The sequence below is a fragment of the Enterobacter sp. DC4 genome (genome assembly GCF_000568095.1).
Classification (GTDB): domain Bacteria; phylum Pseudomonadota; class Gammaproteobacteria; order Enterobacterales; family Enterobacteriaceae; genus Enterobacter; species Enterobacter pseudoroggenkampii.
Window position 1 is genome coordinate 677,016 of the sequence record NZ_AZUB01000001.1, and the last position, 24,451, is coordinate 701,466.

27 protein-coding genes are annotated in these 24,451 nt (G+C 53.7%); 11 read left to right on the top strand and 16 right to left on the bottom strand.

Annotated elements, in window-relative coordinates; all coding sequences use genetic code 11:
- Positions 1–88 precede the first annotated feature (88 nt).
- From phoQ to rluE, 7 genes are all read right to left on the bottom strand, one after another.
- Positions 89–1,552 (bottom strand): two-component system sensor histidine kinase PhoQ, encoded by a 1,464-nt coding sequence (phoQ, locus tag P349_RS20780; protein ID WP_024908595.1) that lies wholly within the window; start codon positions 1,550–1,552, stop codon positions 89–91.
- The gene (gene phoP / locus P349_RS20775) at positions 1,553–2,224 is read right to left on the bottom strand and encodes a two-component system response regulator PhoP (RefSeq protein ID WP_024908594.1); all 672 of its coding nucleotides are present in this window, start codon (positions 2,222–2,224) and stop codon (positions 1,553–1,555) included. It lies immediately after the preceding gene.
- A gap of 123 nt (positions 2,225–2,347) precedes the next feature.
- Positions 2,348–3,718: an adenylosuccinate lyase gene (purB, locus tag P349_RS20770; protein WP_008500757.1), complete on the bottom strand. Its 1,371-nt coding sequence runs from the start codon at positions 3,716–3,718 to the stop codon at positions 2,348–2,350.
- Positions 3,719–3,737: 19 nt separating this feature from the next.
- Entirely contained in the window at positions 3,738–4,367 is a 630-nt protein-coding gene (gene hflD, locus P349_RS20765; RefSeq protein WP_032650885.1) for a high frequency lysogenization protein HflD, read from the bottom strand.
- 27 nt (positions 4,368–4,394) lie between these two features.
- A complete protein-coding gene (gene mnmA, locus P349_RS20760) occupies positions 4,395–5,507 on the bottom strand; it encodes a tRNA 2-thiouridine(34) synthase MnmA (RefSeq protein WP_032650887.1) in 1,113 nt (370 codons plus the stop codon).
- A 40-nt stretch (positions 5,508–5,547) separates the two neighbouring features.
- Positions 5,548–6,021, bottom strand: coding sequence for an NUDIX hydrolase (locus P349_RS20755; RefSeq protein WP_023292763.1), 474 nt, complete (start codon positions 6,019–6,021; stop codon positions 5,548–5,550).
- Between the two features lie 9 nt (positions 6,022–6,030).
- A complete protein-coding gene (gene rluE / locus P349_RS20750) occupies positions 6,031–6,684 on the bottom strand; it encodes a 23S rRNA pseudouridine(2457) synthase RluE (protein ID WP_032650888.1) in 654 nt (217 codons plus the stop codon).
- A 117-nt stretch (positions 6,685–6,801) separates the two neighbouring features.
- Between rluE and icd the strand changes: the two genes are divergently transcribed.
- From icd to P349_RS20735, 3 genes are all read left to right on the top strand, one after another.
- A complete protein-coding gene (icd, locus tag P349_RS20745; protein ID WP_008500752.1) occupies positions 6,802–8,052 on the top strand; it encodes an NADP-dependent isocitrate dehydrogenase in 1,251 nt (416 codons plus the stop codon).
- Between the two features lie 77 nt (positions 8,053–8,129).
- The gene (locus tag P349_RS20740; RefSeq protein WP_032650890.1) at positions 8,130–8,477 is read left to right on the top strand and encodes a DUF1304 domain-containing protein; all 348 of its coding nucleotides are present in this window, start codon (positions 8,130–8,132) and stop codon (positions 8,475–8,477) included.
- A gap of 74 nt (positions 8,478–8,551) precedes the next feature.
- Positions 8,552–8,797: a DUF2543 family protein gene (locus P349_RS20735; protein ID WP_032650892.1), complete on the top strand. Its 246-nt coding sequence runs from the start codon at positions 8,552–8,554 to the stop codon at positions 8,795–8,797.
- A gap of 288 nt (positions 8,798–9,085) precedes the next feature.
- Here P349_RS20735 and P349_RS20730 read toward each other — a convergent pair whose 3' ends face one another.
- On the bottom strand, positions 9,086–10,585 hold the full coding sequence (locus P349_RS20730; RefSeq protein ID WP_032650894.1) for an EAL domain-containing protein: 1,500 nt from the start codon (positions 10,583–10,585) through the stop codon (positions 9,086–9,088).
- Positions 10,586–10,820: 235 nt separating this feature from the next.
- Here P349_RS20730 and P349_RS20725 point away from each other — a divergent pair, with 235 nt between their 5' ends.
- The 3 genes from P349_RS20725 (at position 10,821) to P349_RS20715 (ending at position 14,301) form a co-directional block, all read left to right on the top strand.
- Positions 10,821–12,341 (top strand): EAL domain-containing protein, encoded by a 1,521-nt coding sequence (locus P349_RS20725; RefSeq protein ID WP_081758187.1) that lies wholly within the window; start codon positions 10,821–10,823, stop codon positions 12,339–12,341.
- 113 nt (positions 12,342–12,454) lie between these two features.
- Complete coding sequence (locus P349_RS20720) at positions 12,455–13,939, top strand: sensor domain-containing diguanylate cyclase (RefSeq protein ID WP_443112200.1); 1,485 nt, start codon at positions 12,455–12,457, stop codon at positions 13,937–13,939.
- Between the two features lie 113 nt (positions 13,940–14,052).
- Positions 14,053–14,301, top strand: coding sequence for a GlsB/YeaQ/YmgE family stress response membrane protein (locus P349_RS20715; RefSeq protein ID WP_008500746.1), 249 nt, complete (start codon positions 14,053–14,055; stop codon positions 14,299–14,301).
- A 129-nt stretch (positions 14,302–14,430) separates the two neighbouring features.
- Here the strand turns inward: P349_RS20715 and P349_RS26160 are convergent, their stop codons facing one another.
- Both P349_RS26160 and P349_RS20710 read right to left on the bottom strand, forming a co-directional pair.
- Positions 14,431–14,529, bottom strand: coding sequence for a YoaK family small membrane protein (locus P349_RS26160; protein WP_014883431.1), 99 nt, complete (start codon positions 14,527–14,529; stop codon positions 14,431–14,433).
- 45 nt (positions 14,530–14,574) lie between these two features.
- Positions 14,575–15,603, bottom strand: coding sequence for a sensor domain-containing diguanylate cyclase (locus tag P349_RS20710; protein ID WP_032651201.1), 1,029 nt, complete (start codon positions 15,601–15,603; stop codon positions 14,575–14,577).
- 309 nt (positions 15,604–15,912) lie between these two features.
- Here P349_RS20710 and P349_RS20705 point away from each other — a divergent pair, with 309 nt between their 5' ends.
- Positions 15,913–16,167, top strand: a complete 255-nt coding sequence (locus P349_RS20705; RefSeq protein WP_032650896.1) for a putative hemolysin — start codon at positions 15,913–15,915, stop codon at positions 16,165–16,167.
- An 80-nt stretch (positions 16,168–16,247) separates the two neighbouring features.
- On the top strand, positions 16,248–16,553 hold the full coding sequence (locus P349_RS20700) for a periplasmic protein (protein WP_032650897.1): 306 nt from the start codon (positions 16,248–16,250) through the stop codon (positions 16,551–16,553).
- Here P349_RS20700 and P349_RS20695 read toward each other — a convergent pair whose 3' ends face one another.
- Entirely contained in the window at positions 16,554–16,898 is a 345-nt protein-coding gene (locus P349_RS20695; protein WP_032650899.1) for a DUF488 domain-containing protein, read from the bottom strand.
- A gap of 101 nt (positions 16,899–16,999) precedes the next feature.
- On the opposite strand from P349_RS20695, the gene P349_RS20690 reads away from it, so the two are divergent.
- Positions 17,000–17,707: a CTP synthase C-terminal region-related (seleno)protein gene (locus P349_RS20690; RefSeq protein WP_032650901.1), complete on the top strand. Its 708-nt coding sequence runs from the start codon at positions 17,000–17,002 to the stop codon at positions 17,705–17,707.
- A gap of 31 nt (positions 17,708–17,738) precedes the next feature.
- On the opposite strand, the gene P349_RS20685 is transcribed toward P349_RS20690, so the two are convergent.
- Positions 17,739–18,926, bottom strand: a complete 1,188-nt coding sequence (locus P349_RS20685) for a CynX/NimT family MFS transporter (RefSeq protein ID WP_032650903.1) — start codon at positions 18,924–18,926, stop codon at positions 17,739–17,741.
- Between the two features lie 99 nt (positions 18,927–19,025).
- On the opposite strand from P349_RS20685, the gene P349_RS20680 reads away from it, so the two are divergent.
- Positions 19,026–19,817, top strand: a complete 792-nt coding sequence (locus P349_RS20680) for an AraC family transcriptional regulator (RefSeq protein WP_032650905.1) — start codon at positions 19,026–19,028, stop codon at positions 19,815–19,817.
- On the opposite strand, the gene P349_RS20675 is transcribed toward P349_RS20680, so the two are convergent.
- Positions 19,801–20,247, bottom strand: coding sequence for a DUF441 domain-containing protein (locus tag P349_RS20675; RefSeq protein ID WP_032650906.1), 447 nt, complete (start codon positions 20,245–20,247; stop codon positions 19,801–19,803). The two genes, P349_RS20680 and P349_RS20675, sit on opposite strands and share 17 nt — an antisense overlap.
- A 144-nt stretch (positions 20,248–20,391) precedes the next feature.
- On the opposite strand from P349_RS20675, the gene yoaI reads away from it, so the two are divergent.
- Positions 20,392–20,496, top strand: a complete 105-nt coding sequence (gene yoaI, locus P349_RS26165; RefSeq protein ID WP_088544756.1) for a small membrane protein YoaI — start codon at positions 20,392–20,394, stop codon at positions 20,494–20,496.
- Positions 20,497–20,516: 20 nt separating this feature from the next.
- Here yoaI and P349_RS20670 read toward each other — a convergent pair whose 3' ends face one another.
- The 3 genes from P349_RS20670 to yeaG form a co-directional block, all read right to left on the bottom strand.
- Positions 20,517–21,017: a YbaK/prolyl-tRNA synthetase associated domain-containing protein gene (locus P349_RS20670; protein ID WP_023335328.1), complete on the bottom strand. Its 501-nt coding sequence runs from the start codon at positions 21,015–21,017 to the stop codon at positions 20,517–20,519.
- Between the two features lie 98 nt (positions 21,018–21,115).
- A complete protein-coding gene (locus P349_RS20665; RefSeq protein WP_024908577.1) occupies positions 21,116–22,399 on the bottom strand; it encodes a YeaH/YhbH family protein in 1,284 nt (427 codons plus the stop codon).
- 74 nt (positions 22,400–22,473) lie between these two features.
- Positions 22,474–24,408, bottom strand: coding sequence for a protein kinase YeaG (yeaG, locus tag P349_RS20660; protein ID WP_008500713.1), 1,935 nt, complete (start codon positions 24,406–24,408; stop codon positions 22,474–22,476).
- Positions 24,409–24,451: the final 43 nt, after the last annotated feature.

Sequence of the window (24,451 nt, forward strand, 5' to 3'; positions counted from 1 at the left end):
TTTTTATTCCGCAGGCTCTTACTGACTCGGATTATAACGGAAGCTCAGCCCCCCGGCTGCGAGATCCTCGCATTTTTCACATAACGGGTTAACTATCGTTCGATGTGGGCTGCTGGCGACCAAAAATGACCTCCATTCTGGCGCCGCCCAGCAGGCTTTCGCTGGTTTCGATTTTCCCGTCGTATTGATCGACAATCTCGCGCGCGACGGCTAATCCTACGCCCTGGCCTGGACGTAGCGTATCGGCGCGCTGACCGCGATCGAACACCACGTCACGTTTATTGCGCGGGATCCCCGGGCCATCATCCTCAACGATGATATGCAGTTCAGTTTCCGTCTGACGCGCAGACACTTCCACGAACTCCAGACAGTATTTGCAGGCGTTATCCAGCAGGTTACCCATGACTTCCATGAAGTCATTTTTTTCACCCACAAAGCTTATCTCTGGCGAGATATCGAGGCTGATGTTCACCCCTTTACGCTGATACACCTTGTTGAGGGCGGACGTGAGGTTATCCAGAAGCGGCGCTACCGGATGCAGCTCGCGGCTCAGAAGTGCGCTTCCTGAACGCATGCTGGCGCGATGCAGGTAATAGCCAATTTGCTGTGAAATACGGCTGATCTGTTCCAGCATCACTGGCTCGGCATCGTCAACGCTCAGCTTCGAACTGCGCATTGAACGCAGGGTACTTTGCATCACAGCCAGCGGGGTTTTCAGGCTGTGGGTCAGGTCGGTAAGGGTGGTACGGTATTTATCGTAGCGTTCGCGTTCACTTTTCAGCAGGCGATTGAGGTTACGCACCAGGCTGGTGAGCTCACGCGTGGTTTCCGGGTTAAGCTTTTCGCGATGATGTTCTTCCAGTTCACGAACTTCTTTCGCCAGTGATTCGATGGGGCGCAAGCTCCACCACGCCGCCACCCACAGCAGCGGAATCACCAGCAGGAGATTCGCCGCCAGAACGTAGATGAACCAGCTCCAGACCATATAAGAACGCTTCAGCTCGACCGGAATGGTGTCGATCACCACGATGGTCAGCTGCGGCATGTTCAGCGTCGCCGGGTAGAGGTTAATCGCGACGGAGTGCGTCATCTCCGTTTCGGCGTTGTCGGCGCGGATCTCGTTCAGCTTTTGCTGCAGGGAGCGATCTTCACGGATCAGCGAGCTGGTGGTGTTGAGATCGGCTTCAATTTCATGAAAACCGTTGGTTTTGAGCCAGTCCGGACGAATGCTTTTGACCAGCCACGGGATATCACGCTGCGCCCACAGTAGCTTCCCCTTTTCGTTATAAATCAGGGCCAGCGTGGGACTCTGCTGATTGAGGTTTTCCGGCATTTCGACGGTGATTTTATTGTTTTCCCACTTCGCCAGGGTATAAAACAGGTTGCTTTCGCCACGCAGCAGGCGAAAGGTGGTTTTATCAAAGCTGACGCTGTAGCCCACCAGGGCCACCATGCCGTAGGAGAGCGACAGCACCAGCACGACGGCTGCCGTTGCCAGTAAAAAGCGCACCCGCAGCGAGAGGGGCAAAATATGGCGCAAGATCCGTCTCATTTAGCGTAATTCGAACAGGTAGCCCTGGCCACGGACGGTAGTAATCACATCCTGTGGATATTGCGCCTGAATTTTCTTACGTAAACGTCCCATCAGTACGTCAATGGTATGGCTCTCACGCAGTTCAGCATCAGGATAGAGCTGGAGCATTAAGGAGTCTTTGCTCACTACCTTGCCGTTGTTACGGATCAGCGTCTCCATGATGGTGTATTCGAAGGCGGTGAGCTTGATCACTTCATCATTGATGGATAATTCCCGGCGGGAGAGGTCGACCTGGAAAGGCGGGATGGAGATAACCTGAGACGCCAGCCCGCTGTTGCGACGAAGCAGTGCCTGCATGCGGGCCGCCACCTCTTCAATATGGAACGGCTTGGTGACGTAGTCATCCGCACCCGCGCTGAGCACTTCGACCTTATCCTGCCAGCCTTCACGGGCGGTCAGCACCAGGACCGGCAAAGAAACATCATGGCTGCGCCAGCGGCGAATTAACGACAGACCGTCTTCGTCAGGCAACCCTAAATCGACAATGGCGATATCCGGCAGGTGTTCATTGAGATAATAATCGGCTTCTTTTGCATCTTCAGCATCGTCCACCTGATGTCCCATCTCCTGAAGCTGAACCTTCAGGTGATGACGTAGCAATGCGTTATCCTCAACAACCAGTACGCGCATCATCTCTTCTCCCTAAATAATTGGTATGAATAGTTTAACGCTGATTATGTTGTTGTGGGGATAAACATTGAGTAAACCGGGGAAAAGCATCCCCCTTTTCGGGCGAAAAGGGGGAGAGGGGCGTTACTTCAGCTCGTCGACCATGGTGATGGCGCGGCCAATGTAGTTCGCCGGAGTCATTGCCTTCAGGCGAGTTTTCTCTTCTTCCGGCAGCGCCAGACCGTCGATAAACTGCTTCATGCCTTCGGCGTCAACGCGTTTGCCGCGGGTCAGCTCTTTCAGTTTTTCGTACGGTTTTTCGATGCCATAACGACGCATCACGGTCTGAATCGGCTCCGCCAGCACTTCCCAGTTGTGATCCAGCTCGTCCAGCAGACGGTCACGGTTAACTTCCAGTTTGCTTACGCCTTTCAGGGTGGACTGATACGCGATCAGCGCGTAGCCAATGCCCACGCCCAGGTTACGCAGTACGGTGGAGTCGGTCAGGTCGCGCTGCCAGCGGGATACCGGCAGTTTGCTCGCCATATGCTGCAGCACGGCGTTCGCCAGACCCAGGTTGCCTTCGGAGTTTTCGAAGTCGATTGGGTTCACTTTGTGCGGCATGGTGGAAGAGCCGATTTCACCGGCGATGGTTTTCTGTTTGAAGTGGTTCAGGGCGATGTAGCCCCACACGTCACGATCGAAATCGATCAGAATGGTGTTGAAGCGCGCGATGCAGTCAAACAGCTCGGCGATATAGTCGTGCGGCTCAATCTGGGTAGTGTACGGGTTCCACTGAATGCCCAGAGAGGTCACGAACTCTTCGCTGAACTGGTGCCAGTCCACTTCCGGGTAAGCGGCGATGTGGGCGTTATAGTTACCGACCGCGCCGTTGATTTTGCCGAGGATCTCAACCTGTTCCAGTTGACGGTACTGGCGCTCCATACGGTACGCGACGTTCGCCATCTCTTTACCCATCGTGGATGGGGTGGCTGGCTGGCCGTGGGTACGGGAGAGCAGCGGAATGTCGCGGTATTCCACGGACAGCGCTTTTACCGCGTCGATGATTTTACGCCAGTAAGGCAGCACCACCTCTTTGCGCGCGGTGGAGAGCATCAGCGCATGAGACAGGTTGTTGATGTCTTCAGAGGTACAGGCGAAGTGAATGAACTCAGACACGGCGTGCAGTGCAGGGACGCTTTCCACTTTTTCTTTCAGGAAGTATTCAACCGCTTTCACGTCGTGGTTGGTGGTGCGTTCAATGGTTTTAATGCGCGCGGCGTCTTGTTCGCTAAACTCAGCAACGATTTTATCAAGGTAATCGTTTGCCTTTTCGTCAAAAGCAGGAACTTCCTTGATTGCTGCCTGGGCGGCCAGCTTTTGCAGCCAGCGTACTTCAACCTGAACACGGAACTTCAGCAAACCATATTCGCTGAAGATCCCGCGCAGCGCGCTGACTTTATCGCCGTAGCGTCCATCGACAGGGGATACGGCGGTCAGTGAGGATAATTCCATAATTCGCAACTCCGGGAGGTTAACAATGAGCAAGAATTTGTTTTGCCTGAGTGGTCAGGCGATTACGAGAAAACATTAACTGCAGGCGGCCACCGCCAACCTGGTGCCACAGCACAGCGGCGCGGATCCCAGCCAGCAGGGACGCACGCACTTTTGCCTGTACCTGCGGACTTTGCAGCACGGCAGGGGATCCGGTGACCTGAATACGCGGGCCCAGCGGGCTGATGACGTCAACATAAATGCCGGCCATGGCGCTGAGCAGCGTGTCGGACTGCAGATCAAAATGGTCGAGCTGACGCTGTAACCCGGCAATACGATCGCCCAGGGTATTGAGCGCGCCTTTTGCTGCGCTCAGCTTACGCTCCAGCACCATCAGACTCAACGTGTAGCGGGTCAGCTCCGCGTTTAATCCCTGACGGCTGCTGGCGTTAAGCATGCCAAGCAGGGTTTCAAGACCGAGACGAAGATTGGTTTCACTGCCGCCGAACACACCCAGGGTCGAGCCGGGGTTGAGATCGATAACGCTGTTGAGTGAAACGTGCAGGGCGTCAGCATCGCAATGACCCTGATGCGCCAGCTGTTGCACCAGACGGGCTGACTGGCCAATTCCCGCCAGTGCCAGGGTGATGTCATAGTAGTTCTTCGCCACACGGTCTCCTTTATGTGTGCAATCGTATTAAACAGCAGGCAGCGGCAGGCGCTGTTCAATGATCCCGCCGCCCAGGCAGATCTCACCGCTGTAGAAGACAGCAGACTGACCCGGGGTGACGGCGGCGACCGGCTCGTCGAAGCGCACGTCAATGCGATCGTCATCAAGCGCGGTAATGGTGCAAGGAATATCAGTCTGACGGTAGCGGGTTTTCACCGTGCAGCGCAGCGTGCCTTTCAGCGACTCACGATCGACCCAGTGCAGCTGCTGGGCGATAAGGCCAACGGACATCAGACGCGGATGATCGTGACCCTGGGCAACAACCAGAATATTGTTTTCGACGTCTTTGTCGACAACATACCACGGATCTTCGCTACCTTCTTTGGTTCCGCCGATACCCAGGCCTTTACGCTGGCCGAGCGTGTGGTACATCAGCCCTTGATGCTGGCCAATCTCTTCACCGTCGACGGTGACAATTTTACCCGGCTGTGCGGGCAGGTAACGTCCCAGGAAATCGCGGAATTTGCGCTCGCCAATGAAGCAGATGCCGGTAGAGTCTTTTTTCTTCGCGGTGATCAGGTCCAGTTCTTCGGCGATTTTACGCACCTGCGGCTTTTCCAGCTCGCCGACCGGGAACAGGCTCTGGGCGATTTGCTCGTGGCTCAGCGTATAGAGGAAATAGCTTTGATCTTTATTGCCGTCCAGACCGCGCAGCAGCTGGCTTTTGCCATTCACGTCTGCACGACGCACGTAGTGACCGGTCGCGATGTAGTCTGCGCCCAGATCTTCTGCAGCGAATTCGAGGAAGGCCTTAAATTTGATCTCTTTGTTGCACAGAATATCCGGGTTCGGCGTGCGGCCCGCTTTGTACTCTTCGAGGAACAGTTCAAAAACGTTGTCCCAGTATTCTGCGGCAAAGTTAACGGTGTGCAGTTCAATGCCGAGCTTGTCGCATACGGCCTGCGCGTCGGCGAGATCCGCAGCGGCAGTGCAGTATTCCTCGCCATCATCTTCCTCCCAGTTCTTCATGAACAGGCCCTCCACCTTATAGCCCTGTTGCTGTAACAGGTAGGCGGAAACGGAGGAATCGACACCGCCGGACATGCCGACGATCACTTTTTTCTGGCTATTATCTGACATGGAATACTCACGACATTGAACTTCAAGGCGGCGTATTCTATCACGCCCCCCCACCATTGGCACCCTCTGTAAACGGCCAGTTAAATGCGCCGATGACATCCAGCGGTAAGCGGCCAGCAGACTGCCAGCAGCGAATGCTTTCCGCAACCAGCGGCGAGCGCAGGTTTGGCGCGTTCAGGATCTCGTCGGCAGTGACCCACAGACAGCGGTCGATATCGTCATCCTGCGGCTCTGTGGCGCACGTTTCGCTAAGCTCAACGGCAAATAAAAAGCGCAGGAACGGAGTGTGATCGGGCGCGATCCACTGGTGCATACGGATGAAGTGCTGGGGTTCAGCGTGAATGCCGGTCTCTTCCCACAGCTCGCGTTTCGCGGCCTGCAGCAGGGTCTCATTGGCTTCAAGATGCCCGGCAGGCTGGTTCCACAGCGCTTTGCCGTTAATGCTCTCTTCGACAACAAGGAATTTACCCTTAGCGTGGACCACGCAGGCAACCGTGACATGAGGTTTAAACATAGTGACTCCTTAAGGGGTGACGTCTCGCCATTCGCCGTTTGCCAGCGTTTCCAGCGTGTAGCTGCCCATAGCGTAGCGAATCAGACGCAGGGTAGGGAAGCCGACGTGCGCGGTCATGCGGCGAACCTGGCGGTTGCGGCCTTCATAAAGGGTAATTTTGAGCCAGCTTGTCGGAATGGATTTGCGTTCGCGAATCGGCGGGTTGCGCGGCCACAGCCACTCCGGTTCATTCACGCGTTCAATACCTGCGGGCAGGGTGGGGCCGTCGTTCAGCGTCACGCCGCTGCGTAATTTTTCCAGCGTTTCTTCGTCCGGCTCGCCTTCGACCTGGACGAAATAAATTTTACCGGTGCGTTTCCCGGGCTGCGTGAGCTTCGCCTGCAAGGCGCCGTCGTTGGTTAAGACCAGAAGGCCTTCGCTGTCGCGGTCCAGACGGCCCGCGGCGTAGACGCCCTGAACAGGTATATAGTCCTTCAGCGTGCTGCGCCCGGCTTCATCGGTAAACTGCGGCAAAACATCGTAGGGTTTATTGAACAAAATAACCCGCTTCGGCTGGGTTTCCTGCGGTCTTCTGGCGGCTTGTCGCGAGCTGAATCGCTCAACCCGGTGTTTTGTAAAAGAAGTTTTCTTCATGGTATTTTCAGGCGTTATCAATTGCCGCATTATAGCCTAATAACGAAGACCTTTCATGGCGCAGGACAATCAGGTACTATCGAAGGGCTCATTACAATTTATTAACATAAGATCAGTAACAACCAGAAGCGCTCGAAGGAGAGGTTAATGGAAAGCAAAGTAGTTGTTCCGGCGGAAGGTAAAAAGATCACCCTGCAAAACGGCAAGATTAACGTTCCTCACAATCCGATTATCCCGTTCATCGAAGGTGACGGTATCGGTGTAGACGTTACCCCGGCAATGCTGAAAGTGGTTGATGCCGCTGTTGAGAAAGCCTACAAAGGCGAGCGTAAAATTTCCTGGATGGAAATTTACACCGGTGAGAAATCTACTCAAGTTTATGGCCAGGACGTCTGGCTGCCAGCAGAAACGCTGGACCTGATCCGCGACTACCGCGTTGCTATTAAAGGCCCATTGACGACGCCAGTTGGCGGCGGTATCCGTTCCCTGAACGTGGCACTGCGTCAGGAGCTGGACCTGTACGTGTGTCTGCGTCCGGTTCGTTACTATCAGGGCACCCCTAGCCCGGTTAAGCACCCTGAACTGACCGATATGGTTATCTTCCGCGAAAACTCAGAAGACATCTACGCGGGTATCGAATGGAAAGCGGACTCTGCTGACGCAGAAAAAGTGATTAAATTCCTGCGCGAAGAGATGGGCGTGAAGAAAATTCGCTTCCCTGAGCATTGCGGTATCGGCATTAAGCCGTGCTCCGAAGAAGGGACCAAGCGTCTGGTGCGTGCAGCTATCGAATATGCAATCACCAACGACCGTGACTCTGTGACCCTGGTTCACAAAGGCAACATCATGAAGTTCACCGAAGGCGCGTTCAAAGACTGGGGTTACCAGTTGGCGAAAGAAGAGTTCGGCGGTGAGCTGATCGACGGTGGCCCATGGCAGAAGATCAAGAACCCGAACACCGGCAAAGAGATCATCATTAAAGATGTGATCGCCGATGCGTTCCTGCAGCAGATCCTGCTGCGTCCTGCAGAATACGACGTGATTGCCTGTATGAACCTGAACGGTGACTACATCTCTGACGCTCTGGCAGCACAGGTTGGCGGTATCGGTATCGCCCCTGGCGCGAACATCGGTGACGAGTGCGCCCTGTTCGAAGCGACCCACGGTACTGCGCCAAAATACGCAGGTCAGGACAAAGTGAACCCAGGCTCTATCATCCTGTCCGCAGAGATGATGCTGCGCCACATGGAATGGTTCGAAGCCGCAGACCTGATCGTTAAAGGTATGGAAGGCGCGATCAACGCGAAAACCGTAACTTACGATTTCGAACGTCTGATGGAAGGCGCTAAGCTGCTGAAATGTTCAGAGTTTGGCGACGCGATTATCGCGAACATGTAATCCAGATTCTGGGTTAAACAAGAGCGGGGGCCTGAGGGTTCCCGTTTTTTTTGCCTCTGCCTGCGGGAGACAACACGATGCTAGCCACTGTCCTTATCGCTGTCGTTGCACTCATCCATCTCTACATTCTTGTGCTGGAAATGTTCCTGTGGAATACCAAAACAGGGCACAAGGCCTTTAATCTGCGTCCCGACTTTGCGCGCGACACCCGCGTGCTGGCTGCAAATCAGGGGCTGTATAACGGTTTTCTGGCGGCCGGCCTGCTCTGGAGCCTCTGGCTCGGCGAAAAGGGGATTCAGGTGGCCATCTTCTTCCTGGCCTGCGTGTTGATTGCCGGACTTTTTGGCGCGGCTACCGCCAGCCGAAAAATTTTGTATGTACAGGCCGTGCCCGCACTCGCTGCGCTGCTTGCGTTACTTATCTGAAGCAATGCTATGGTTGAGATAACGCGTCCGATATAATCTTGACGTTACCCTTAAAGGCCAGAGACGAGACTGTTATGAATAACGATATCCCACTGAAATATTATGACATTGCCGAGGAGTATGCGACGGAAGCCGCAGAGAAAGTTGCGGAGTCAGAACTCGACGTGCTGGCACATTATTTCCAGCTGCTGCTCACCCGTTTATCGAATAATGAGGAGATCAGCGAGGAGGCTCAGCAGGAGATGGCCGCTGAGGCCGGGATCCGTGCGGGTCGTATTGATGATATTGCGAATTTCCTCAATCAGTGGGGAAATGAATAGTCTTCTTTAAAAACCGTTATGCTGATGCTTTGCGATACAGCTCAGCATCACGCTATCGGACCACATGCATTTTTTCCGCAGAATATGCGAAGCAGGTTTGTCGATAAACAGCACGAAAATCACGGTCAGAAAAAAGAGTACCACTGGAAAAAGTAAGGATAATTTCACGTTTTTAACCAAAATAAGAGTGTGTTTCCGGGGAATCTACCATCTGATTGTGACGACTATATGTTTTTGCGTAAAAAATGGAAACGCCAAATCTAAAAAAAGGTCATGCCAGGCTTCTGGTTACGGTGCAACACCGGTGAGTCGTTTCGCCAGCTCGCTCCGGGTGAGTGCTTTTGAAAAATACCATCCCTGAATCAGCGCATCGGGATATCGGCTCGCAATAAAGCGATACTGAACTTCATTTTCCACGCCCTCGAAAACAAGCGTTTTATTCAACTTCGCGAGGGCATCGCTGAAGATAGCAAAGATGTTTTGCTTATAATGTTCGCTGATGCCATCCACCAGTGACTTATCGATTTTAATCTCATCATATTCAAGCAACGACAGGCGGGCGAGGTTTGAATTTTGCACGCCAAAATCATCTATTGATATTTTAACGCCGAGCGACTTGAGCTCCTGACAGAACCCCTCGAGGATATCTGCCGTGGAAACGGCTTTCTCAGAAAGTTCGACCTTCATCAGAGAAAGGGGAAAGTGATTGGCTAAACACGCTCGACGCAAAATGTTAATGAACTGCCCATCTTCAATTTCCTTCCGCCCAACGTTAATGGAGACGATCAGCTGATGCTTAATCGCCAGCGGGGCAATTTCTGAGAGGGATTTTTCGATAATATTATTATAATATTTTTTATACAGACCGATTTTTTTTATTAATGGGATAAACAGCTCCGGAGAGACGTCCCCATGCTTTTGGTCGCGCCATCGCGACAGAACTTCTACACCCACGATTTTTTGATCGTGAATGCGGATAATAGGCTGGTAGTTAACGCTGATGGTATTGGTCAGGACGGCCTTGATCAGCGTACGTTCCAGAGAAAAACGGTCTTCATAGATACGGAAGATAAATAACGTTATCGCGACCCAGATAAAAAAGAGTATGACCGTGAGAAACGAAAAGATAAACAGGGGTAACGAGGCCAGCCCTGCATCGTGATGCTTCACGATGACGCACAGGTCCCAGAAGGCGCTGCACTGCGTCAGGGTCAGGGTAAACAACGACGAATGCAGCCAGCTCTGCTGTGTTAGCTCAGGGGAGGTCGTAAAAAAGGTTCTGCCGAAGTCTTTGGTGGTGGTACTCAGGGAATAGCTTGCCGTAACCGGGGTGAATTTATCGTAAGCATAGCGAGTGGTGAAGATAATAATATTATTATAAATTGCCGCATTGCCCGTGAAAAAATCTTTTCTGGAAAACTGCGCCAGAAGAAAGCCTCTCGGCGTTTTATGCAGTTCCGCAGGAAGCGCTATGGGCGTTGCAAGTTTACCCCAAAAAGCAGTACAGACTATTTTTCCCTTCTCGATAAAACCAATATCGTCGAAATAATAGTTATTCAGCGTTATTTGTCTGTAACTATCAAGACTGGTTTTATCACATCCCTGCGTAGTAATGCTTTTAAGGGCCAGCGCTATGCTTTGGGACAGGTCTTCCGAATAATGTAATAGGGTAAGGGATATCTCACGCTGTTTGCTCTTCTGCTGCCCCACGATAACAGCATTGACCGCATAAAGAGACAGGATGACCAGGAGCGTTGAAACGATCGCAACGGCAACGAGTTTTTTCATTTTCCAGTTATCCTGTCCGCTCCCTGATTTGACAAATCTTAACACAGCCAGGGCAAGGCACAAGCCTGATAATCACGTCAGGTGATCAAATTCGGGCAGGTGAACTCATACGAAAGTATCAGTTTTTTAAGACAATTCTCAGCTAAGCTATTTTCATTGTTATAAGCAATACCGGGTAAGTACAGGCTCTTCTTCCAGAACATCGATGCTTGTTTTTTCTATTAAGGAAAACATCGTGCGCAACGTGATGATCCCTATTCTGAGTGCCTTGTTTCTTTTTCTGAGCGGCATTCTGATTATTAACTGGCAGCTATGGCAGATGGCGAAGGCTAATAATAGTCATACCGCCATGGCAAGCACCCAAAAAATAGAAAATATTCTGGCGGAAGCCGTCAGTGCGGCCAGCACGGCGAAGCGCGTTGCGGAGCAGGGGTGTACCAGCAGCGGACAGCTGGCGCTGGGGACAGAAGCCGCGCTAAAACCGCATCTGCGCGCCATCATGATCCAGCAGCAGGGTAAAATCATCTGTACTTCCCTTCCCGGGAATGGCGTATTGATTGTGCATCCGGAGACGTTACCTGAACATAAATTAATGCTGCTGCCCGGCAATCGACTGGTGAACGGCGTCCCGGTGCTTGTCTTCCAGATGCCCATCGCGGGAGGGCGTGTCATCGTCAGCGTCAGTGATGCACATTTGCAGGACGTCATCGCGAACGCATCAAACGGCGTTGATCTGGGGTTGGTTGTCGGCAATAGCATGCTTGGGCGCAACGGTGATGTCACCGGCTGGAAAGCGGCCTCGTGGACGGGGTTACTTACGGCATCTACACAATTCCCCTTTAGTCTGGCCTGGCAACCGCCTGCCTTTTTTAGCCTGACGCGGCTACTGCAACAGGGATGGAGCCTGATACTACTGATTCTCGTGCTATCAGTGGCGGTGGGCATTTTGATCCGCCGTTACAAGGGGAAAAGCACCTCATTTGAAGACGACTTACGTAAGGCCATTTTGCAGGGGGAGATCGTGCCGTATTACCAGCCGATCGTGAACGGTGATACCGGCGGGCTGTATGGCGTTGAAGTCCTGGCAAGATGGAAGCATCCAAAGTCAGGCTTTATTCCACCGGATGTCTTTATTCCGATTGCTGAACGTAGCGGTTTGATTATTCCGCTAACCAAAGGGTTGATGGCGAAAGTGGTGATGCAGCTTAAGCCGCTTTTGCCTAAGCTCCCGGACGGGTTTCATATTGGGGTGAACATCAGCGCCAGACACATCAATGCGCCATCCTTCATCGGTGACTGTCGTGTATTCGGGAAGGGGTTTCAGGGTAAAGAAGTCAAACTGGTTCTCGAGGTGACCGAGCGTGAGCCGCTGATCGATAATCCTCACCTGGTGGAAAACCTTAACATGCTGCATAACGCCGGTTTTGTCATTGCACTGGATGATTTTGGTACCGGCTATTCAGGTCTTTCATGCCTTAATGCGCTTGCCATTGATTATATTAAAATTGATAAAAGCTTTGTGAACCGGGTTTCAGATGAAAAAGACTCAACGATCCTGCTGGACTGCGTCATTGACCTGGCGAAAAAACTCTCATTACGCATTGTGGCTGAAGGCGTAGAAACGAAAGCGCAGCTGGAGTATCTCAACCGTAATGAGATTACGCTGTTACAGGGTTATTATTTTGGTAAGCCCGTCTCCTATATCGATTTTATTAAAGTCATTTTATCTAAGCCCCGGGAGACGGTAAGTTTGTAAAACGAAATTACGACGAGCTTCTCTTGCATGCTTAAGTGCAATTCATTTTCCTCTTATCCTGAGCTTTGTTACAGTGACAAGAGTTGTCAGCCAGGGATGTCAGGCGTGATAAGGTGGAAAAGCTCGTGCATGTGAAAAATACTTTTTACACAACAACCATTACCGTCATCATTGTCTCATTGATCATCTCGCTGTCGCTTGCCGTCCAAATTGCCACGTCCAGACAGCAGTCAATCCAGCAAATTAATACCAGCGTCGCTAACCTGAGCCATACCCTTGATGTGTACACCGAGGGGATCATGCGCCAGAGTGAAATGTTAATTACTACCGTTTCCGACATAATCGAAATTTATGGTATGACCCCGCAGCAGGCGATCCATATTCAGCGGATGATAAATAATCAGGATAATCTCCTTACCCAGATTAATAATGTAGTTGTTTACGATGCTCAGGGCGATATCTTTACCGCGTTGCACGAAACTTTTACGGGCCCACGCAAAGGATCGGACAGGTCATTTTTTATCTATCACAAGGAAAATAAAAATCAGCAGATTTTTATTGGCGAGCCCGTAGTCAGCAGAACCAATGGTAAATGGGTCATCACCATTAGTCGGCGCCTTGAAACCCACACCGGGGCATTTAACGGTGTTGTGGTGGTGACCTTGGGTATCGAAAATTTTCTCGCGCTCTACGGGCAGATTAATATTGGTCACGCGGGCGTCATTGGCTTAACAACAGAGTCAGGCGTGCTGCTGGTCCGTTATCCTTTTAAAAATACCTATATTGGCACGATTGTTTCCGATTCACCGCTCTTCAGGAAATACCTCAAGGTACAAAATACCGGGATAGCCAGTTCCATTTCGCGGTTTGATAAGATCGAACGCATTTATGCCTATGAGAAAAACAGACGCTACGGGCTGGTCACCACCGTGGCCGTCAGCATTGATGAGGCCCTTGCACCCTGGCGCAAGCAGGCGATTCAGTTGGCGGTACTCATTTTCGTGTTCACGGCGATACTCATCGTCGCGTCATACTTCCTGTATTCCGACTTATCCAGAAAAACCAGAGATAACAAGGCGCTGAAGATTATCGCCTCTGAGGATGCGCTGACCGGGCTTTACAACCGTCGCATTTTTGATGAAAAAATCCTCTCGGAAATCGCGCTTTGTGCCGCGCATGATGCACCGATTTCGATACTGATTGTGGACGTGGACTTCTTCAAAAAATACAACGATAACTACGGCCATCCGGAAGGGGACCGCTGTCTGGCGCTGCTGGGAAACAGTCTCAGGGAGAGTCTTACTCGTGGTAATCAGATCGTGGCGCGCTACGGCGGAGAGGAGTTTGCGCTGATATTACCTGATACGGACATCCAGGAAGCGCTTCGTCTGGCCCAGACGATTATTCGCAACGTGTTCTCGCTGCAAATCGTCCATGCCTTTAGCCCCTTTGGGCGGGTAACGGTCAGCGTCGGAATTTCTACCGCACGTGCCGTCGACATCGCGGGCAGCCAGCAGAATATCATTATCGCCGCTGACCAGGCGCTCTATCAGGCAAAACGCGCGGGACGTAACCGGTACGCGTTTGTTGGGGTATGACAGGAGAAAAACCACATAGAGTGATGCTTATCACAAATTTCCTTTCTCAGATCCTGTGCTATTCTTTTTTGTGTCGTTGATTTAATGACAAAAACCATACAGAGAGGAAAGTTATGGGAATTTTATCCTGGATTATCTTTGGGCTTATTGCGGGTATTCTGGCGAAGTGGATCATGCCGGGCAAAGATGGCGGTGGATTTATCGTCACCGTAATACTGGGTATTGTCGGCGCGGTAGTCGGCGGCTGGATCAGTACGCTGTTCGGTTTTGGCAAGGTCGATGGCTTTAACTTCGGCAGTTTCGCCGTCGCGGTGATCGGTGCGCTGGTTGTTCTGTTTATCTACAGAAAGATCAAAAGCTAAGTTCTGAAAGCGATGAAAAAGGCTGCCGGATGGCGGCCTTTTTACGTATCGGGTTTACCACCAGCCAAGCTGCGTGCCGGCAAACGCCGCAATGGCAACGATCAGCATAATGACGGTTGTCTTCCGCATTTATGCCCCCGGAGCCGCGTAGCCGCCGACAAAAAACCACGCTAAAAAAACCACCGCCGTTATAAATATAACGACCGGGAAAAGGATCCCTATTCTCATACCATCACCTGTTTCGGTTTCAATAACGCCGTAGAGTGTACGGGGTTAATCCATGGTGAGAAAGCGTGTTTTGCTTTTTCCTTTCTTCTCCTGATACATCGCCACATCCGCGGCGCGTAACGCGCTGTCAGGATCGGTTGCGGCAGGGTCCACTTCGATAACGCCGAAGCTGGCGCCCGGATAAATAATATGAACGCTGCCCAGCCAGTATTCGCCGGCGATGCAGGCGCTGAGGCGCGTTTTGAGCAACGTAAGCTGCGCGTTATCCCCGTCCTGGTGGGGCTGGCTCAGCGACGCGACCAGAAATTCATCACCCCCCAGACGACCGATAATATCGTCCTGCTGTTTCTCTTCGGTCAAACGCTTGCCCACTTCTATCAGAAACTGGTCGCCAGCCTCGTGGCCGTAACGATCGTTAATCAGCTTGAAATCATCCAGATCGATAAATGCGATGATGGCGTTACGCTTCAGGTGCCGGGCCAGAGAAAAGAGGGTGGTCAGATCTTCAAAAATGGCGCGACGGTTGGGTAAACCGGTAAGGGCATCCGTATAGGAGTGCGCGATGAGGGCCGCATTGGCTTCGCGAAGCTGGGTCACCAGCGACTCTTTCTGAATGGACTGGGCAATCAGCCCGGCGAAGAGCTTCAGAACCTGTTCACCGCGCTCGCTCAGCGGCTTTCTGGCCGTGCTGGTGGCGCAGAGCGTTCCGTAAAGTGAACCATCCGCAAGATGGACTGGAATACTCATGTAGGTGGTAATGCCAAGCGCTTTTGCAGCTTCACACTCGGGCCAGCGTTCGGGCACGTCGTTGCTGAACATCGTGTCACTGTCCAGCGCGCGCTTGCACAGCGTCTCATCCCATGGGACGCTCAGCCCCTCCGGGATCGTCATCTGTTTGCTGTTGCGGGCATAGAGAATGTGCTGCAGCCGCGCCTCGATATCCACCTTCGTCAGGTAGGTCGACTCCATGTCGGTGACAATCTCCAGCATCTCCAGCAGCTGGCGAACGAGGCTTTCAAGGGATTGCTCGGTGGCAAGGGTTTCTGAAACGCGAGCGAGGATAAGATCCGACATGACGTAGAATGACTCCCAGGCAGAAGACGTCTGCATCTGCATGTTATGCTGAGTTTTTAGGCTTCTGGCATAGTAAAACATGAATACAGAAAATTTAATATATGCAGGGAGCGGGCAGCAGGATAGAAAAAAAGCCCCGTTGTTGAGACCGGGGCAAAGACATCTTGATTACGGAATGATGTTCTCTGGTCATATCGAGAACATGCCACACTATAGTGCTGAAAAGTGCAGTTAAAATGGAGAAATCATGGAGAACGCGGCGATGACCCGTTACCCTTAGACTGTCATGATGTCACAAGGATCAATGAGATGAGATTTCTGCTTCTGGCGCTAGCGCTTCCCCTGGCCGCCTGCACCGCAAAAACCACGCCACCCGATGCACCGAAACCGCCGCACGTTATCGGTATGGCGAACCCGGCCTCCGTCTACTGCCTGAAGAAAGGCGGGGAACAGATCCCGGTTCAAAGTCCGCAGGGCGTTCGCACCGAGTGCAAATTACCGGGCGGCGAAGTGATCGATGAATGGACGCTCTATCGTCGCGATCATCCGCAACCCACCAGGTGACAGACGGATACCGCCTGCGATACACTTCTCTTTAGGATTAATCTTAGCCAGTTTCTGGCGTTCGTTTCCGCGAGAGAAGTATGTTTCAGCTAAAACCGGGCAGCATGGCGATGATCGTGGGTGCCCGCACGGCGTCAGGCCGTCGAAATATTGGTAAATCTGTTGAGCTGTTTGGCCTGTGCCAGCCTGGCCTGCGCTTCGTTAACCCGGTCAACGGCGTGATGACGCAATTACCGACCACCGCCGATCGCGCGCTCTGGCTGGTGACGGGGGATGTCTACGCCTTCGATAACCAGCACGGCTTTGCGTTTGTCCGCGCCGAACATCTGATGCCGCTCACCCCCGATGAAGCGCCGCAAATCCTCGATGAGCTGGCGATCGGCTGATCACAGGTGGCGCAGCCAGTCGGCTAATACCAGGGCGTGATTTTGCTCCGTGTTTTTGGCAGCAAAGAGCAGGGTGACGGTCTGCCTGTGCGCCAGCGTTGCCAGACGCACGCCCTCGTCAGCATGCTGCGCCAGCTCTTCCCGATAGGCCTGACTGAAGGCGGCGAAATCAATGGTTTCGCTATGAAAGGCCTTGCGTAATTCAGTTGAGGGCGTGAGCGCTTTACACCATTCGTCATACGCGAGGTCCGTTTTCTTAACACCGCGCGGCCACAGCCTGTCCACCAGTACCCGATAGCCATCGTCAGGGCCTGCCTGTTCGTACACGCGTTTGCATTGAATCATGATTCCACCCTCCCAATTTAAGGTATTGTGATAATTGCAAAAGATCGGTAGTCTGAGGTTCCTTATGTTATCTGATAATACTCTGGCATAAGGAACCTTTCATGGAACACCTCCCGGTTAAAACGACGCTGCGCATTGCGCTGGTTGGCGATTACAATCCCAGTGTAATTGCGCATCAGGCGATCCCGCTGGCCATTGACGACGCCGCCGCAGTGCTTGACCTCACCGCCGATTACGACTGGCTTGCCACCACGGAGCTGACAAGCCCTGAAGATCTGGTGGGCTACGATGCCATCTGGCTGGTACCCGCCAGCCCCTATAAAAACACCGAGGCCGCTTTTATCGCCGCGCGCTATGCCCGTGAAAACAGCATCCCGTTCCTGGGCACCTGCGGCGGGTTCCAGCATGCGCTGATTGAGTATGCCCGAAACGTGCTGGGCTGGGCTGATGCGGCACACGCTGAGACGGATACCGAAGGCACCATGGTGATTGCGCCGCTGACTTGCTCGCTGGTGGAAAAAACCGATGCGATTGAACTGCGCAAAAATACGCTGATCGCCAAAGCGTACGGCAAACCGGAAATTGAAGAGGGGTATCACTGTAACTATGGCGTGTCGCCGGCGTTTGCGCAGGCGCTGGAAAGCGGTGATATGCATGTTACGGGCTGGGACGACCAGGGAGAAATTCGTGCCGCAGAACTGGTCACGCACCCGTTCTTCGTGATCACCTTATTCCAGCACGAGCGTGGTGCGCTGGAAGGACGTCCGGTCGTGCTGGTGGAGGCGATGCTGCGCGCGGCCCGGGGTTAAAAAAGGCAGACCCGAGGGTCTGCCACACTGTTTAACGGGGCGCGATCTCCCGGTCTCGCCCGGCTAAGATGCCGCAGAGGGCCATTATCACCGCGGCCAGGGCGCAGCCCAGAAGCGGGATCCGCCAGTCTCCTGCGCTATCGTGAATTTTCCCCATCAGCGGAGGGCCGCAGGCGGCGAGCAGATAGCCAATCGACTGCGCCATGCCGGACAGCGCCGCAGCCTGGTGCGCGGAGCTGGCGCGCAGACCGATGAACGTCAGGCCGAGGATCATCGTTGCTCCTGTGCCAAAGCCAAACACCAGCGTCCACATCACCGCCATGCCTGGCATAAACCATAATCCCGCCGCGCTTATCGCGCACAGCAGCGCCACTGCGCCTGCAAGGGCCCGCTGATCTTTCAGACGGTGGAGGATCAGCGGCACGGCAAGCCCCGGCACGGCCGTGGCCAGCTGTAGCAGCCCGTGCACCGAGCCGGCCTGCGCTTCGCTGTAGCCGTGGCTCAGCAGTATCGCCGGCAGCCAGCCGATGATGACGTAGTAAATCAGCGAGTTAATCCCTAAAAAGAGCGTCACCTGCCAGGCGAGCGCCGAGCGCCAGATGGCGCGATTATGCAGCGCGCCAGCGCCCGTTACCGCTGCAACGTGTTTCTGACGCCACTGGGGTAACCAGAGCAGCAGCGCGACCAGCGGAAACGCCATCAGCATCAGCAGGGCGCCATGCCAGCCCGCGTTCCCCTGCGCCAGGGGAACAATCATCGCTGAACCAAACGCCGCCGAGACGCCCATCGTCAGGGAATAAGCACCGGTGAGCTTCGCCACCTGGCCCGGAAAGTCACGCTTAATTAATCCGGGTAACAGCACGTTCCCGAGCGCAATACCGCAGCCAATGACTGCCGTACCGATGAACAGCAGCGCGGCGGAAGGCAGAGAGCGAACCGCAATTCCGGCGCAAATCAGCAGCAGGGCGATAAACAGGCTGCGCTCCATGCCGATACGTCGGGCAACGCCTGCGGCGAGCGGCGAGACGAGGGCGAAAGCCAGCAGGGGCAAGGTGGTCAGCAGACCGGTTTGCGCCGTGCTTAAGCCATAATCAAGACGAATAGTGTCGAGCAGCGGCGCTGCGCCGGTAAAGGTGACGCGAAGCGTAGTGGCAATCATCAGGATGCCTGCAATCAACAGCGCGCCGTGTTTTCCTGAGGTGCGAATAGCAGTAGTCATTATGTTCTCATACGTTCAAGCGAGGGCACACAATACCGATTTTCTCAGCGGTTGAAATCAGGCTAAAATGACAGTTTATCGCTAATATCGGACAAACTGATGATTGGTCTGGGACTGGAGGGCTACGATCCTGATAGCCAGTACGATGCGGCCGTCGCATTTCGTATTCAGGTGGTGGCGGAGGAACAATATATTCCCCGGCACCATCACCGTAAGGGGCAGCTGATTCTGGCCCTTGGCGGCGCAATCACCTGCGAAGTGGAAAATGCGATGCTGATGGTTCCGCCCCAGTATGCCGTCTGGATCCCCGGCCAGATGCCGCACAGCAACAGAGCCACGCCGGGCGCGCAGCTCTGCTTTTTATTTATTGAGCCGGGGGCGGCAAGCTTGCCCGAACGCTGCTGTACCCTGAAAATCTCTCCTCTGGTGCGGGAGCTGATTTTATCCCTGGCGGAAAAATCGCGTGAGCAGCTCCCTCTTGCGACCACGTCGCGCCTGGTGGACGTGCTGTTCGACGAGCTGCCGCTCCAGCGACAGGAGCACCTGCAGCTGCCCGTCTCGCCCCATCCTAAAATTCGACTGATGAGCGAGAAGATGGCGGAAGAGCCCGCCGCCTGGCAGACGCTGGCGCAGTGGGCGAGCCATTTTGCCATGAGCGAACGCAGCCTGGCGCGGCTGGTGGTGAAAGAGACCGGTTTAAGCTTTCGTCGCTGGCGTCACCAGCTGCAGCTGATCGTGGCGTTACAGCACCTGATCGGCGGGAAATCGGTACAGCAGGTGGCCCAGTCACTGGGCTATGACTCGACCACCGCGTTTATCACCATGTTCAGAAAGGGACTGGGCCAGACGCCAGCGCGTTATATGGCCAGCCTGACTACCACTTCCCGATAAACAGCGAGACAAGGCCTGCCGCAATCAGCGGGCCGACCGGCACGCCGCGGAAGAGCGCCACGCCCAGCACGGTGCCCACCAGCAGACCCGCCACCAGCGAGGGCTGGCTGCTCATCAGCGTGACGCCGCGACCGCCCAGCCACGACACAAAAATCCCCACCGCGATCGCCACCAGCGATTTCCAGTTTACGAATGAGTGCAGCAGGGTTGATGCAGGAAGCGTACCGCTGGCGATGGGCGCCATTACCCCGATGGTTAAAATGATTATCCCGATGGTGAGGCCTTGTTTTTCTATCCACGGGAAAAAGGTATTTAACGGGGTCACGCGAACAATAATAAGCACCAGAATCGAGATGGCGACCGTGGTGTTATGGCTGACAAAGCCGAGCGCGGCGAGTGCCAGAAGAATGAGCAGAGTAGGGTCAAACATAGGGAATCCTTGCCAGAATAATTAACCTGCTTACTGTACGCGCAAACGCGACGCAGGACAGTTTTAAAAGATTTTATTGTTGTCATAACCTTGTCATTTACGCGGATTAAAACGGAGGCAGATATCGCAAAAGGGGTCGCCATCATGAACGATCACATGTTTGTGGAAACGCTGATTATCTCCTCATCGTTTTTCGCTATTGCCGTTATTCTCATTGCCTCCGTGCTGTTTCTGGAACGAAAAGGCTGACAGGGCGTCAGCCATTGTAGTTACGCTTTATGGAAAGTTACCAGCTCAGGACGGGCGATGCGCAGGTAATCCTGGGTATCCATAATCACGGATTTCTCCAGCAGGCCAGCGTTAAACGCGATTTCGTCAAAACGCTCGAACAGCAGCGGGTCGGCAACCAGCGCCAAATCAGGATGGAAGCTAAAGGGCGGGATAGCGCCGAAAACGCAGGCGGTCAGGGTATCGACCTCGGCCGGGCTGGCGAGGGAGGCCTTTAGCCCGCCAAAATGGCTGGCAAGCTGGCTCAGGTCAGCCTGCAGATCGGCGGCGAGGATCGCCAGAACGTGTTTTTTTACGCCGTTTCCCTTCACCTTGCAGACCAGGGCTTTGGCGCCTTGCCGCAGATCGGTTCCGCGAATTTCACTTACCGCTTCACATTTCCCGACCGCCTCGTGCTCCATGACGCGAAACCGCGCGCCCTGCTCCGTGAGTAAGGTAATGAGCTGCTGGTGGGTTCCTGTTCCAATAACGTCGTCAGTCATAACGATTTCCCGGTGATAAGCCAGTATGCAGCGTTCTACATTAGCACGGGATGAGCGGGGTCGAAAGAAAACAGCCAGCGCTTTCGCTGGCTGTTTGATTATGCGTTGCTGGTAGAAGATTGCTTGTGGAACAGCTCCCTGAACACCGGATAAATATCATCCTGGTCACGGATATGCTGCATGGCAAAATTATCGAACATCGATTGCAGATGTTCATACTCCCGCCACAGGGTCTGGTGCGCGCGGCGGGTGATTTCGATATAGCTGTAGTAACGCACCACCGGCAGAATTTTCTTCGCCAGGATCTCATGACACAGCGGTGAGTCGTCGGCCCAGTTATCGCCGTCCGACGCCTGCGCGGCATAAATATTCCACTGCGACGGGTCGTAACGCTCTTTCACCACTTCATCCATCAGCTTCAGGGCGCTTGAGACGATGGTCCCGCCGGTCTCCTGCGAGTAGAAGAACTCATGCTCATCCACCTCTTTCGCCTGAGTGTGGTGGCGGATATAGACCACCTCCACGTTCTTATAGGTTCTGCTCAGGAACAGATAGAGCAGAATATAAAAACGCTTCGCCATATCCTTGGTTGCCTGATCCATCGAGCCGGACACGTCCATCAGACAGAACATCACCGCCTGGCTGGAGGGCTCAGGGCGTTTTTCGTAGTTCTTGTAGCGCAGGTCGAAGGTGTCGATAAACGGTACCCGTTCGATCTTCGCCCTCAGCTCTGCAATCTCTTTACGCAGGCGCTCCTCTTCCAGCAGTTGCGCCGGTTCCGTGTTTTCCACCACCTTCAGGCTGCTCTCCAGCTCGCGCAGTTCGCGACGTTTGCCTGCCGTCATGGCCGTGCGTCGCGCCAGCGAATTCTGCAACGAACGCACGACGCTGATATTGGCGGGTACGCCGTTGGCGGTATAGCCCGCGCGATGGGTTTTATATTCATTAAGCTGACGATGCTGATTCTTTTTCAGATTCGGCAGCGCCAGGTCTTCAAACAGCAGGTCGAGATATTCATCTTTCGAAATCTGGAAGACAAATTCGTCCTGGCCTTCACCGTCCTGGCTGGCCTGTCCCTGACCGCTTCCTGAACCACCGCCGCCGCCCTGAGGGCGCTCAATTCTGTCGTTCTGAACGAAGTGGTCATTACCTGGGTGTACGCGATGGCGCAGGCCGCCTCGCCCCTGATGAAACATCGGTTCGCTGATGTCATCGGTGGGGATGGAGACAGATTCGCCGCTGTCGACGTCGGTCACCGAGCGTTTGTTGATGGCCTCGGAGATAGACTGTTTAATTTGCGCTTTATAACGACGCAAGAAGCGCTGGCGGTTCACCGTGCTCTTGTTTTTGCCGTTAAGACGCCGGTCAATAAACCAGGTCATATACCCCCCGTACTGCATTTGCCAACTTGCATTTTGTAGGCCCGGCAGGCGCTAACCGCCGCCGGGCACTTGTTTTAAGACGATTTACGCACGCGCAGGTACCATTCGCAGAGCAGGCGGACCTGTTTGCGGGTGTAGCCTTTTTCCATCATACGGTCGACAAAATCGTCGTGTTTTTTCTGTTCATCGGTTGAGGTTTTGGCGTTAAACGAGATCACCGGCAGCAGCTCTTCGGTATTGGAGAACATTTTCTTCTCAATGACCGTGCGCAGTTTCTCGTAGCTGGTCCAGTTCGGATTGCGCCCGTTGTTATGCGCTCTGGCGCGCAGGACGAAGTTCACAATCTCGTTACGGAAGTCTTTCGGGTTGCTGATCCCGGCAGGCTTCTCGATTTTTTCCAGCTCCGCGTTCAGGGATTCACGGTCAAACAGCTGGCCGGTATCCGGATCGCGGTACTCCTGATCCTGGATCCAGAAGTCAGCGTAGGTGACATAACGGTCGAAAATGTTCTGCCCGTACTCTGAATAGGATTCCAGGTAGGCCGTCTGGATCTCTTTGCCAATGAACTCGGCGTATTTCGGGATCAGGTAACCTTTGAGGAACTCAAGGTAGCGTTCAGCCTGCTCCTGCGGGAACTGCTCGCGCTCGATTTGCTGTTCCAGCACGTAGAACAGATGAACCGGGTTGGCCGCCACTTCCGCATGGTCGAAGTTAAAGACGCGGGAGAGGATCTTAAACGCGAAGCGCGTGGAAAGACCGTTCATCCCCTCATCAACCCCGGCATAGTCGCGGTATTCCTGATACGACTTCGCTTTCGGGTCGGTATCTTTCAGGCTTTCACCGTCATAGACGCGCATTTTCGAATAGATGCTGGAGTTTTCCGGCTCTTTCAGACGCGAAAGGATGGAGAAGCGTGACAGCGTTTCCAGCGTGCCGGGCGCGCAGGGGGCATGCACCAGCTCACTGTGGTTAAGCAGTTTCTCGTAAATTTTGATCTCTTCGGAGATCCGCAGGCAATAAGGCACCTTGACGATGTACACGCGGTCAAGGAAGGCCTCATTGTTTTTGTTATTACGGAAGGTCACCCATTCAGATTCGTTCGAGTGGGCGAGAATAATCCCGTTAAACGGCAGGGCGGAGATACCTTCCGTCCCGTTGTAGTTGCCTTCCTGAGTCGCCGTCAGCAGCGGATGCAGCACCTTGATTGGCGCTTTAAACATCTCGACGAACTCCATAATCCCCTGGTTCGCGCGGCACAGCGCGCCCGAGTAACCGTAGGCATCCGGATCGTTTTGCGCGAAGTTTTCCAGCTTACGGATGTCGACTTTACCCACCAGCGCCGAGATGTCCTGGTTGTTCTCATCGCCGGGTTCCGTTTTGGCGATGGCGATCTGTTCAAGGATAGACGGCCAGACTTTCACCACGCGGAATTTGGTGATATCGCCACCAAACTCGTGCAGGCGTTTTGCCGCCCACGGCGACATGATGGTGCCGAGATAGCGACGCGGGATGCCATACTCTTTGTCCAGAATCTGCGCATCTTCCTGCGGATTGAACAGGCACAGCGGATGGTCGTTCACCGGGCTGCGTTCACCGTTGGCGCTCAGCACATAGATAGGCACGCGCTGCATCAGCGACTTCAGGCGTTCCGCCAGCGAGGATTTACCGCCGCCCACGGGGCCGAGTAAATAGAGGATCTGTTTCTTCTCTTCCAGACCCTGAGCGGCATGCTTCAGATAGGAGACAATCTGTTCGATGGCATCTTCCATACCATAGAACTCTTCAAACGCCGGATATCGGGCGACCACCCGATTCGAAAAGAGACGGGAAAGCCGAGGCTCCAGGGCAGTGTCAACCATGTTTGGCTCACCAATAGCCATCAATAGCCGTTCTGCCGCATTGGCATAGGCACTGCGATCTTGCCGACAGATGGTAAGAAACTCCTGCAGTGTGAACTCTTCGTCCTTGGCAGCTTCATAGCGCTGGCGATAGTGATCGAATATATTCATGGCATGCCGTCCTTTCGTTTTTTAGCACAGGATAAGAGCCGTT

Excerpts from the sequence above, each read along its gene's own strand:
- phoQ (WP_024908595.1), bottom strand. The coding sequence starts at position 1,552 with ATGAGACGGATCTTGCGCCATATTTTGCCCCTCTCGCTGCGGGTGCGC.
- phoP (WP_024908594.1), bottom strand. The coding sequence starts at position 2,224 with ATGCGCGTACTGGTTGTTGAGGATAACGCATTGCTACGTCATCACCTG.
- purB (WP_008500757.1), bottom strand. The coding sequence starts at position 3,718 with ATGGAATTATCCTCACTGACCGCCGTATCCCCTGTCGATGGACGCTAC.
- mnmA (WP_032650887.1), bottom strand. The coding sequence starts at position 5,507 with ATGTCAGATAATAGCCAGAAAAAAGTGATCGTCGGCATGTCCGGCGGT.
- P349_RS20755 (WP_023292763.1), bottom strand. The coding sequence starts at position 6,021 with ATGTTTAAACCTCATGTCACGGTTGCCTGCGTGGTCCACGCTAAGGGT.
- rluE (WP_032650888.1), bottom strand. The coding sequence starts at position 6,684 with ATGCGGCAATTGATAACGCCTGAAAATACCATGAAGAAAACTTCTTTT.
- icd (WP_008500752.1), top strand. The coding sequence starts at position 6,802 with ATGGAAAGCAAAGTAGTTGTTCCGGCGGAAGGTAAAAAGATCACCCTG.
- P349_RS20740 (WP_032650890.1), top strand. The coding sequence starts at position 8,130 with ATGCTAGCCACTGTCCTTATCGCTGTCGTTGCACTCATCCATCTCTAC.
- P349_RS20735 (WP_032650892.1), top strand. The coding sequence starts at position 8,552 with ATGAATAACGATATCCCACTGAAATATTATGACATTGCCGAGGAGTAT.
- P349_RS20730 (WP_032650894.1), bottom strand. The coding sequence starts at position 10,585 with ATGAAAAAACTCGTTGCCGTTGCGATCGTTTCAACGCTCCTGGTCATC.
- P349_RS20715 (WP_008500746.1), top strand. The coding sequence starts at position 14,053 with ATGGGAATTTTATCCTGGATTATCTTTGGGCTTATTGCGGGTATTCTG.
- P349_RS26160 (WP_014883431.1), bottom strand. The coding sequence starts at position 14,529 with ATGAGAATAGGGATCCTTTTCCCGGTCGTTATATTTATAACGGCGGTG.
- P349_RS20710 (WP_032651201.1), bottom strand. The coding sequence starts at position 15,603 with ATGTCGGATCTTATCCTCGCTCGCGTTTCAGAAACCCTTGCCACCGAG.
- P349_RS20705 (WP_032650896.1), top strand. The coding sequence starts at position 15,913 with ATGAGATTTCTGCTTCTGGCGCTAGCGCTTCCCCTGGCCGCCTGCACC.
- P349_RS20700 (WP_032650897.1), top strand. The coding sequence starts at position 16,248 with ATGTTTCAGCTAAAACCGGGCAGCATGGCGATGATCGTGGGTGCCCGC.
- P349_RS20695 (WP_032650899.1), bottom strand. The coding sequence starts at position 16,898 with ATGATTCAATGCAAACGCGTGTACGAACAGGCAGGCCCTGACGATGGC.
- P349_RS20690 (WP_032650901.1), top strand. The coding sequence starts at position 17,000 with ATGGAACACCTCCCGGTTAAAACGACGCTGCGCATTGCGCTGGTTGGC.
- P349_RS20685 (WP_032650903.1), bottom strand. The coding sequence starts at position 18,926 with ATGACTACTGCTATTCGCACCTCAGGAAAACACGGCGCGCTGTTGATT.
- P349_RS20680 (WP_032650905.1), top strand. The coding sequence starts at position 19,026 with ATGATTGGTCTGGGACTGGAGGGCTACGATCCTGATAGCCAGTACGAT.
- P349_RS20675 (WP_032650906.1), bottom strand. The coding sequence starts at position 20,247 with ATGTTTGACCCTACTCTGCTCATTCTTCTGGCACTCGCCGCGCTCGGC.
- yoaI (WP_088544756.1), top strand. The coding sequence starts at position 20,392 with ATGAACGATCACATGTTTGTGGAAACGCTGATTATCTCCTCATCGTTT.
- P349_RS20670 (WP_023335328.1), bottom strand. The coding sequence starts at position 21,017 with ATGACTGACGACGTTATTGGAACAGGAACCCACCAGCAGCTCATTACC.
- P349_RS20665 (WP_024908577.1), bottom strand. The coding sequence starts at position 22,399 with ATGACCTGGTTTATTGACCGGCGTCTTAACGGCAAAAACAAGAGCACG.
- yeaG (WP_008500713.1), bottom strand. The coding sequence starts at position 24,408 with ATGAATATATTCGATCACTATCGCCAGCGCTATGAAGCTGCCAAGGAC.